Consider the following 9,361-nt stretch of genomic DNA (forward strand, 5'->3'; position numbering starts at 1 on the left):
GAGTGGACGGGACGCGCGGGCGCGAGCCCGCCGTGCATAACGCTCGGGCCGCCGAGTCGTTGCGCCGGGCAGCGGCGTATGGGGGGTGGGCGGCGGCTGGTGGGGTGGCTGCCGGCGGTGCCCGTCGGGTCCGTGCCGACGGGGATGCGTACCCGGTCCGACCAGGCGCGGGGTGGGCGGGGCGCGGGAGGAACTTTGCTCTGCCGCACGCGCGCCGGGTACCGTAGGGTGCGATTGGTGGCGGCCCGCGTGGCTGTGCCATCATCTGCACACACCACCTCGCGCTGGCGCGGGTGTGTGAGGAGGCTTCGCCTAGTCTGGTCTATGGCGCCGCACTGCTAATGCGGTTTGGGGTAACCCCCCATCCCGGGTTCAAATCCCGGAGCCTCCGCTTCGATCTTCTCGATCATCTGAAGCCCCGGCCCCCGACGGCCGGGGCTTCAGCCGTTCTTGGGGGCCGCGAGGGCCGTTTTCGCAGGTCGGCCCGGGGATGGTGAACGGATTTCGCCTGCGGCGGCGGGTCATGTAATGTTGTTCCCGCAACGCCGACCGGCAAGAAAAACGCCGAGACGCAAGCGCTCGTAGCTTAACGGATAGAGCACTTGACTACGGATCAAGAGGTTGCAGGTTCGAATCCTGCCGAGCGCGCATCCTGACCGAGGCCCCCATGCAACGCACGGGGGCCTCGGTCGTGTTCGGGACAGTCGTGTTCGGGGACTGGCTCGGAGACGGTGGCGCCGGTGGGCGACGGGTGGCGGTGCACCCGGGCCGGTGTGGACGGGGTGCAGGGCGGGCTGTTCTGACGCGGTCCGCCCGTGGGGATCCATGTCCGGTTATTCCCCGACTTCTTCTCAGGGAATTCACAGGCCGGGGAAAGCCGCCTCTCAGGCCGTGGCCCGATGGTCGGGGGTATGACCGTGACCCAGAAGCCTTCCCCGCCCCCGACTCAGGGGCCGTTCCCGCTCCGCCGCCCCGGCGGCGGCCCTGTCCGCGCCCTCGTCGTGGGCGATCTGGTGCTGGACGAGGACAGCCGCGAGGTGCGGCGCGCGGGGGAGCCCGTCCGCCTGACCGCGACCGAGTTCGCGCTGCTGCGCTACCTCATGCACAACCCGCGCCGGGTGCTCAGCAAAGCGCAGATCCTCGACCGGGTATGGAGCCATGACTTCGGCGGCGGGGCCAACGTCGTCGAGCTCTACATCTCGTACCTGCGGCGGAAGATCGACGCCGGGCGGGTCCCGATGATCCGCACTCGGCGCGGTGCCGGCTATCTGATCGAGCCGGGGACTGAGCGGCGTTCCTCGGCGTGAGCGGTGCTGCTCAGCGGCGGCCGAGGGGGACGCGCAGGTCGGCCACGATCGGGCGGTGGTCCGAGGCGAGGGTGTCCGGGACCGCCGCGGTGCGGACGCGGATGCCCTTCGAGGCGGTCACGTAGTCGATGCGCTGCCGCGGGGCGTCCGCGGGGTAGGTGCCGCCGATTGCCGGGCCCGCGTCCGCCAGCCGCTCCCAGAGCGGGGCCAACTCGGGTGCGTCCGGCGCCGCGTTGAAGTCGCCGGTCAGCACCTGGTGGGGGCAGCGGCCGCGCCGGTCGCAGTCCTCGGCCATGATCCGGCGCGTGTCGGCGACCTGCGCCTTCCGCACGGCCGGGTCCGGGCGGTAGTCGAGGTGCGTGGTGTAGACGTGCACGGGCACGCCGTGGGCGCGGACGACCACCTCGGCGAAACCGGGGGCGGGGGCCGGGGCCGGGTTCTCCACCTGGGTGGAGAGCCGGGTGATCTCGTGGTTCCCGGCGCTCAGGATCGGCAGCCGGGACAGCACGGCCACCCCGTACTCGCGCCGCGGGTTGCCCTCGGTGGCCGGATCCAGGCTGTAGATGGGCGCGAAGTAGACGCGCATGCCGAGCGACCGGGCCAGGTCATTGGCCAGATTGCGCCATTCGCTGCGCTGGTCCCAGTGCACGTCGAGCTCCTGGAGGCCCACCACATCGGCGTCGAGCGCCCGGATCGCCTCGGCCGTGCGCTGGATGTCGAAGGCGCCGTCCTGCCCGATACCGGCGTGCACGTTGTACGAGGCCACGCGCAGCGGCCCGTACCGTACGTCCCGCTCGCCGCTTCCGGCGTGCGCGGGCGGGGTCGCGGTGAGTCCCAACATTCCGGCGGCGAGCAGTAGTTGGGCGAGGCGGCGGCGCAGTGGCATCCGGGGGCTCCTTGGTCGTGGCCGGCGCGCACGACCGTACCGAAGCCGCGGACGATCACGGTGGTACGCGGCGTGAACTTCGGCCGACCGGGCGGTGCGGGCCCGTGACGTGGAACGGACCATCGTCCGCGGCGGCGGCATAGCATCGAGGCCGGGCGAGCGTGGAGGTCGGGCGGGCGTGCGCCGGAACCTGACGGGCCGTCCGGGTGCGGGAGCCGAGCCGGAGGAGGGTGCGCCATGGCAGCTGGGGCCGACAGCGGGTCGTCCGGGCGGGCGCGGACCAGCGTGTGGCTGGAGGGCCGCCCGGCGCCGAAGCGGCGCGGCGAGCGGCCCACGGGGCTCGACCGGTTGGACCGCGACAGGATCGTCGCGGCGACCGTACGGCTGCTGGACTCCGAGGGGCTCGCGAGGTTCTCGATGCGGCGGCTGGCGGCGGAGCTGGGCGTCACCGCGATGTCGGTGTACTGGTACGTGGACACCAAGGACGACCTGCTGGAGCTGGCGCTCGACGCGGTGACGGGCGAGGTCGAGCTGGAGGAGGACCCGGGGGCGGACTGGCGCGACCAGCTGCGCGAACTCGCCGTGTCCTACCGGGGGTTGCTGGTGGTGCATCCGTGGGTGTCGCCGCTGATGGGCGAGTACCTGAACGTCGGGCCGCACGCCCTGGCCGTCACGGGCGTGGCCCAGCGGGTGCTGCGGCGCAGCGGGCTCGCACCGGAGCAGCTGCCGGGGGCGCTGGCACTGATCTACCAGTTCACGTACGGCTTCGCCACGATCGAGGGCCGCTTCGCGCGGCGGTGCGCTGATGCCGGGATCAGCCAGGACGACTTCTACCGCCAGGTCATCGGCACTATCGAGGACCGCCCGGAGTTCGACGAGACCCGCGACATCCGCGAGTCCCGCACCGGCGCCACGGTCGAGGAACTCCGCACCTGCGACTTCGCGTTCGCCCTGGACTGCGTGATCGCGGGCATCGAGTCACTGCGGGCGCCCTCCCGGCGGGTCTAGCGTCGGCGGCCCCCCCGGCGGGTCTAGTGTCGACGCCCGCCCCGGTGGGGCAGGTTGATCGCGGTTCGGCACCGTCGGGCCGTGCCGCGGTTGGCCGCCCGCCGCCGCGGCAGAAGAATCCTGCCGCCTCGCGAAGCGGTGAGTGGTGGCCGGTGGGGGAGGGCGCAGTGCTGCGCAACTCCACACGCCGGCCCGGCTCATGGCGCTGTGGAGCGGCGGATTCACCCCAGCGCGTCCAGCTGCTGGAGACCCTCGACCCGGTGGCCCGCCTCAAGCTCGCCACCGGCTGGCTCAGCGACCACCTCGCCGAGCAGGACGTGGCCGAGTCCACTGCGACGGCACACGACGGCGATGGGGCCCGGCGGCGGCGAACCCGCCGCACACCTGGCCGGGTTCTAACCTGTCCCCCATGGCTCCCTACATCGCAACCAACACCACCGTGGACCTCGAAGGGCTGCTGGAGTTCGTGCGGCCGCGGCATCGGGCGATTCTGCTGACGACCCGGGCGGACGGGCGGCCGCAGGGGTCGCCGTTGACCTGTGGCGTGGACGACGCCGGGCGGCTGGTGGTGTCCACCTACCCCGAGCGGGCGAAGACGCGGAACGCCAAGCGGGACCCGCGCGTCAGCGTCATCGTGCTCTCCGACGAGTGGAACGGGCCGTGGGTGCAGATTGACGGCACGGCGGAGGTGATCGACGCTCCCGACTCCGTCGAGCCGCTGGTCGAGTACTTCCGCAACATCAGTGGTGAGCACCCCGACTGGGGCGAGTACCGCGCCGCGATGGTCAAGCAGGGCAAGTCCCTGATCCGCGTCACCCCGGAGCGCTGGGGCCCGCTCGCCACCGGCGGCTTCCCGGCCCACCTGGCGCCGGAGGACTGAGGCCCCGGGCCACCGCCCGAGGCCGGAGCAATGACCTCCCGGGCCGCCGCCGGCAAGGCATCGACCTTCAAGGCCGCCGCCCGGTGCGGCATTGACCTCCAGGCCGCCCGCCCGGTGCCGGAGGGCCGGGGCCTTGACCTTCAGGGCCGCCCTCCGGCGCCGGAGGGTTGAGCCCGCAGCCCCGCTCCCATACCGGCCGTGGTCGTCAACGCTCCTGTTCTTCGTACGAGTTCGTGGCGTTTCGTCCGTCGTCCGGGTGCGGGCCCCGGCCGGTGCGGGCAGACGGGCCGTCCCCTGCGCCGTGTGCCGTCCGGCCGGAGCCCTGGTCCCGGGCGGGGCCGGGGGCGCGTCCGCTCACAGCGCGCCCCCGGCCGCCCGGGAGCCGGTCACTCGCCGGGGTGGGCGAGTTCGATGTCGCCGCTTGCGGCGGCTGGGGCGGCTGGGGCGGCTGGGGCGGCGTCTTCGCCACCGGCCGAGGCGACGGCCGCGTGCCGTCCGGCAACGGCGGCCGCGCCCAGGCGGGTTGAGCCACCATCCGGGCCGACCGCCGCCGCCCCGTCGACCGTGCCTGCCACGGCGGGCACGCCCGCGCTGTCCGGGCCGGGCGTGCCCGCTTGGACCGCGGCGACCGGGTTCCCGAGGGACGCCGCCGCGGGGACCGGCTCCGGTGCGCCGGGCGTCGGGCGCGCGGCCGGGTCGATCGCCGCCGCGGGCAGCTCGGCGGCCTCCGCGGTCCCCGCCGCGCGGGTCCTGAGCGGCACCTCCTTGATGAAGAGCACCGTCACCAGCGCGACGAAGGCGATCGGCGCCGCGTAGAGGTAGATGTCCGCGACCCCGTGCCCGTACGCGGCCTCGACGACCGTGCGCACCGGCGCCGGGAGTTTGTCGAGGTCGGGGATGGCCCCGCCGTCGGCGCCGCCCCCGACGGCCGCGCCCTGGGCGCCCGCCTCGGCCATCCCGTCGCGTACGTAGTCGGTGATGCGGTGGGCCAGCACCGCGCCGAGCGCGGAGACGCCGACCGCGCCGCCGAGTGAGCGGAAGAAGGTGACGACCGAGCTGGCGGCGCCGAGGTCGCCCGGGGTGACCTGGTTCTGCGTGGCCAGGACAAGGTTCTGCATCATCATGCCGATGCCGAGCCCCAGCACCGCCATGAAGACGGCCAGGTGCCAGTACGGGGTGTCGTACCGCATCGTGCCCAGCAGCCCGAGCCCGGCGGTGAGGAGCGCTCCGCCCGCGACCAGCCAGCCCTTCCAGCGCCCGGTCCGGGTGATCACCTGGCCGGAGACGGTGGAGGAGACGAACAGGCCCGCGATCATGGGGATGGTCAGGACCCCGGACATCGTCGGCGACTTGTCGCGCGCCAGCTGGAAGTACTGGCTCAGGAAGACCGTCGCGCCGAACATCGCGATGCCGACGAACATGCTGGCCAGCGAGGCGAGCGCGATCGTCCGGTTGCGGAAGAGGCGCAGCGGGATGATCGGTTCGGAGGCCTTGGACTCCACCAGGACGAAGATCAGCGCGAGGACGAGCGAGCCGCCCACCATCGCGTACGTCTGCCAGGACAGCCACGCGTACGCGTCCCCCGCCAGCGTCACCCAGATCAGCAGCAGCGAGACCGCGGCGCTGACGAGGAAGGCGCCGGTCCAGTCGACCTTGACCTGCCGCTTGACCACCGGCAGTTTGAGCGTCTTCTGCAGCACGACGATCGCTATGACGGCGAAGGGCACGCCCGCGTAGAAGCACCAGCGCCAGCCGAGCCACGAGGTGTCGGTGATCACGCCGCCGAGCAGCGGGCCGCCGACGGTGGCGATGGCGAAGGTCGCGCCGAGGTAGCCGCTGTAGCGCCCGCGCTCGCGCGGCGCGATCATCGCGGCCATCACGATCTGCGCGAGCGCGGACAGGCCGCCGACGCCGATGCCCTGGAAGACGCGGAAGGCGATCAGCATGCCGGGGTTCTGGGACAGGCCCGCGCCGGCCGAGGCCAGCACGTAGATCACCAGCGCCAGTTGCACCAGCGTCTTCTTGCTGGTCAGGTCGGCCAGCTTGCCCCACAGCGGGGTGGACGCGGTCATCGCGAGCAGCGCGGCCGTCACCACCCAGGTGTACGCGCTCTGGCCGCCGCCCAGATCGGAGATGATCTCCGGCAGGGCGTTGGAGACGACCGTCGACGACAGGATCGCGACGAACATGCCGAGCAGCAGCCCGGACAGCGCCTCCATGATCTGCCGGTGGGACATGGGCGGGGCCTCGGCGCCGGCACGCGTCTCCGCGGCGCCGGCCGCCGGGGCCCCGGCCCGCGCTCCGGGCGGTGTGGTCGTTGCCATGCTGATCCTTTTCTCGGGTGGTGCGGGTGTCGTACGGGTGGTGGGGGCGCTACGGGGCTGACGCCTCGGCCCGCGTCGCGGCTGCCGGTGTCTCCGTCGCTTCCGTCGCCTCCGGGGTGTCGGCCAGGCCCCGGCGGCAGTCCCCGAAGTCGTCCCGGAGCCGCCCCAGCAGCGAGTTGAGCTGCCCGACCTCCTCGTCGGACCAGTCCCGCAGGGCGCCGGCGAGCGCGTCCACGCAGCGGCCGGAGATCTCGCGTACGACCTCCTCGCCGCTGCGGGTGAGCCGCAACAGGCGCGAGCGCCGGTCGAGCGGATCGGGCTGCCGCTCGATCCAGCCGCGCCCGGCGACGTGCGCGACATGGCGGCTGGTGACGGACATGTCGACGGCCAGCAGCTCGGCCAGCCGGCTCAACCGCATCTCCCCGTACCGGTCCAGCACGGCCAGTACGGCGGCGGAGCCGGGCTGGCAGTCGTGCGGAAGGGCGCGGCCGAGGTGGCGCTTCACGGCTCCGATGGCGCTGAGCTGCCGGGCCAGTTCCTCGTACTGACTCTGGGCTGCCATGGGCGCTCTCCCGGGCCTGCGTCAAGTTGCTCAGAGCAACGATAGAAGAGGATGGTTGCTGAAGGCAAGTTAACGGGGGTGCGTGAAGGGGCGGCCGGAGGGTTGTGAAGGCGGCGCCCGAGGCTTGGGGAGGGTGTACCGGTTCGCTAGGGTCCTGACCCATGACGAACAACCCTCAGGGCCCCCAGGGCAGCAACGACCCGGCGGGCAGCACCCAGATGTTCCGCGCCTTCGTGGACGAGGGCCAGCCGGGCCGGCAGGCCGCCCCGGCGCCTTCCGCCTCCGGCGGGAGCCGCACGGGCGTGATCCTCGGCGTGATCGCGGCCGTGGTGATCATCGTGGCGGTGGCCTGGCTGGCCTTGGCCTGACGGCCGGCTCCTCATGGCGGCGTGGCCGCGACCGCCCACCGGGCAGTCGCGGCCACGCCGCTGCGCTCAGGCCACAGTGCTTCCGCTTCAGCGGTTCAGATGCCGGTAGTCCTCCAGCGGGCGCAGCCCGGAGCAGACCACACCCCGGCGCGCGCTCGGGCAGCGAGCCTCCGTTGCGGAGGACAGGGGCGTCGCGCCGGTCATGGTTGCTCGTCGACCGTTCCCGTGGGCAGGGTTGGCACCCGAGGTCGGGACGTCGGTAGCGCCGGGGTGCCCGTGACGCTCATGACGAGTGAGCAGAGCGCGGTGTCGGCGGTGACGAACAGGCGGTTGCGCCTGGCGCCGCCGAAGCGGATGTTGGCCACGGTGTCCGGGACCAGAAGGCGGGCGAGCAGCGTGGAGTCCGGGGCGTAGCAGTGCACACCGCCGCTCAGGGCGGCTGCCCACAGCCGACCGCCGTCGTCGAAGCGGATGTTGTCGAAGTTGCCGATCCGGCACTCGGTGAAGACCTCACCGTCCGAGAGTGTGCCGTCCTCGCGTACGTCGAAGACGCGGATGTGGTTCGCCCCGCTGTCGGAGACGTACAGCCGGCTCTCGTCCGGGGAGAACACGAGGCCGTTGGGTCCGCTGAACCCGTCGGCGACCAGGCGCACTCCACCGCTCACGGGGTCGACGCGGTACACGTTGCGCGCACCGATCTCGCTCTCGGCGCGGTGCCCCTCGTAGTCGGTGGCGATCCCGAAGTCCGGGTCGGAGAACCAGATCGAGCCGTCGGACCTGACGGCCGCGTCGTTCGGGCTGTTGAGGCGCTTGCCCTGGAACCGGTCGGCGATCACGGTGATCGAGCCGTCGTGCTCGGTGCGCGTGACGCGGCGGTTGCCCTGCTCGCACGTGATCAACCGCCCTTCCCGGTCCAGGGTGTTGCCGTTGGGATAGCCCGCGGACGAGCGGAAGACGCCCACCGCGCCCGTGGTCTCGTCCCAGCGGAGCAGGCGGTCGTTGGGGATGTCGCTCCAGACCGCATAGCGGCCCGCGGGGACGTATACGGGCCCCTCCGCCCAGCGGCATCCGTCGTAGAGGGTCTCCAGCCGGGAGTCCCCGGCGTGGCACCTGTCGGCGCGGAACCGGTCGTCGAGGATCTCGAACAGCTTGGGGCGATCGCCGGGCATGGCCGCTCTCCTTGTTGTTCTGGCTACTTCTTCGAGTGCCCTGTCAGCCCGACCACGTTACGTCGGCGTCCTGGGTTTCCACGTGCATGCCCAGGGGGACGCGCCAGGCGTCCGCGCAGACCGCCCAGGTCTTCTCCGTGCGTTCGCCGCCGCCGATCGGTACCGGGAGCTCACGGGTCGACTCGATCGTCGCCCAGTCGATGCCCAGGGCGCCGATGATGTGGGTCGAGAACGTGACCGTGCCCGAAGTCACCGGTTTGTCACCGGAGTTGTGCAGCTCCAGCGTGACCTTCTCGCACCAGCGGTCCTCGGTGGGGGCGCGCTCGATGGGGCTTATGGAGAGTTCGGCGGGATCCGCCTCCGGATCGGAGGGGCCGGGCGAGGAGGACTCGTCCACGCTGTCCGGCCCTGAGGCCGGACCCGGACCCGGACCCGGACCCGGACCTGGGCGGGAGGCCGGTCCCGCTCCCGGGCCGGAGGCGGGTCCGGCTCCCCGGCCCACGTCCGTCCTCCCTGCCGAGCCCGTTGCCGCGGGCGAACCGCCCTTGCCCGCAGCGTCGTTCGCGGGCCCTCTGCCGTCGTTCCCGGCCGCCGATGCATCCGTCTCCGGTGCGGCCGCGCCCGCCGTCCGCCCCCTGCCCGGCTCCGCCCGGGCACCGGTGCCCCGTCCCGTCCCCTCCAGCGGGACCAGGGTCACCTCCCCCTCCGGGGGGACCGTTCTCGTCGTGCCCGAGGTGCCCTCGCCGCGGGGGCCGACCGCGCCGACCGCTACGTAGCCGTCGTCGTCCGGGCCGCTCTCGCCGCCGCACGCGGCGAGCAGCGTGCCCAGGCACAGCACAGCCGCCGAGGAGGCGATG

8 protein-coding genes, 2 tRNA genes and 2 pseudogenes are annotated in these 9,361 nt (G+C 72.9%); 6 read left to right on the top strand and 6 right to left on the bottom strand.

Annotation, left to right across the window (positions count from 1 at the left end):
• The first annotated feature begins 301 nt into the window (after positions 1 to 301).
• The 3 genes and pseudogenes from AOK16_RS00700 to AOK16_RS00710 all read left to right on the top strand — a co-directional run.
• Positions 302 to 391 (top strand) — tRNA-Ser (locus AOK16_RS00700).
• A gap of 184 nt (positions 392 to 575) precedes the next feature.
• A tRNA-Arg gene (locus AOK16_RS00705) sits at positions 576 to 648 on the top strand.
• 347 nt (positions 649 to 995) lie between these two features.
• Positions 996 to 1,307 (top strand): annotated as a pseudogene (locus AOK16_RS00710) (winged helix-turn-helix domain-containing protein); the annotation flags it as partial.
• 10 nt (positions 1,308 to 1,317) lie between these two features.
• Here AOK16_RS00710 and AOK16_RS00715 read toward each other — a convergent pair.
• Positions 1,318 to 2,193 (bottom strand): endonuclease/exonuclease/phosphatase family protein, encoded by an 876-nt coding sequence (locus AOK16_RS00715; protein ID WP_055470226.1) that lies wholly within the window; start codon positions 2,191 to 2,193, stop codon positions 1,318 to 1,320.
• A 237-nt stretch (positions 2,194 to 2,430) separates the two neighbouring features.
• Between AOK16_RS00715 and AOK16_RS00720 the strand changes: the two genes are divergently transcribed.
• A complete protein-coding gene (locus AOK16_RS00720; RefSeq protein ID WP_055470227.1) occupies positions 2,431 to 3,201 on the top strand; it encodes a TetR/AcrR family transcriptional regulator in 771 nt (256 codons plus the stop codon).
• Positions 3,202 to 3,422: 221 nt separating this feature from the next.
• Here AOK16_RS00720 and AOK16_RS28900 read toward each other — a convergent pair whose 3' ends face one another.
• Positions 3,423 to 3,545, bottom strand: a complete 123-nt coding sequence (locus AOK16_RS28900; RefSeq protein ID WP_276202460.1) for a hypothetical protein — start codon at positions 3,543 to 3,545, stop codon at positions 3,423 to 3,425.
• A gap of 65 nt (positions 3,546 to 3,610) precedes the next feature.
• Here AOK16_RS28900 and AOK16_RS00725 point away from each other — a divergent pair, with 65 nt between their 5' ends.
• Positions 3,611 to 4,081 (top strand): PPOX class F420-dependent oxidoreductase, encoded by a 471-nt coding sequence (locus AOK16_RS00725; RefSeq protein WP_055470228.1) that lies wholly within the window; start codon positions 3,611 to 3,613, stop codon positions 4,079 to 4,081.
• A gap of 437 nt (positions 4,082 to 4,518) precedes the next feature.
• On the opposite strand, the pseudogene AOK16_RS00730 reads toward AOK16_RS00725, so the two are convergent.
• Both AOK16_RS00730 and AOK16_RS00735 read right to left on the bottom strand, forming a co-directional pair.
• Positions 4,519 to 6,318 (bottom strand): annotated as a pseudogene (locus AOK16_RS00730) (MDR family MFS transporter); the annotation flags it as partial.
• Positions 6,319 to 6,454: 136 nt separating this feature from the next.
• Positions 6,455 to 6,967, bottom strand: coding sequence for a MarR family winged helix-turn-helix transcriptional regulator (locus AOK16_RS00735; protein ID WP_055470229.1), 513 nt, complete (start codon positions 6,965 to 6,967; stop codon positions 6,455 to 6,457).
• Between the two features lie 161 nt (positions 6,968 to 7,128).
• Here AOK16_RS00735 and AOK16_RS00740 point away from each other — a divergent pair, with 161 nt between their 5' ends.
• Entirely contained in the window at positions 7,129 to 7,335 is a 207-nt protein-coding gene (locus tag AOK16_RS00740; RefSeq protein ID WP_055470230.1) for a hypothetical protein, read from the top strand.
• 200 nt (positions 7,336 to 7,535) lie between these two features.
• Here AOK16_RS00740 and AOK16_RS00745 read toward each other — a convergent pair whose 3' ends face one another.
• Positions 7,536 to 8,504 carry an SMP-30/gluconolactonase/LRE family protein gene (locus AOK16_RS00745; protein ID WP_055470231.1) on the bottom strand — a complete coding sequence of 323 codons (969 nt, stop codon included), beginning with the start codon at positions 8,502 to 8,504 and terminating at the stop codon, positions 7,536 to 7,538.
• Positions 8,505 to 8,547: 43 nt separating this feature from the next.
• The coding region (locus AOK16_RS24990; protein WP_079100914.1) for a hypothetical protein at positions 8,548 to 9,361 on the bottom strand (814 nt) is incomplete at its 5' end.

The organism is Streptomyces pathocidini (genome assembly GCF_001418495.1).
In the GTDB taxonomy this organism is placed as follows: Bacteria; Actinomycetota; Actinomycetes; order Streptomycetales; family Streptomycetaceae; genus Streptomyces; species Streptomyces pathocidini.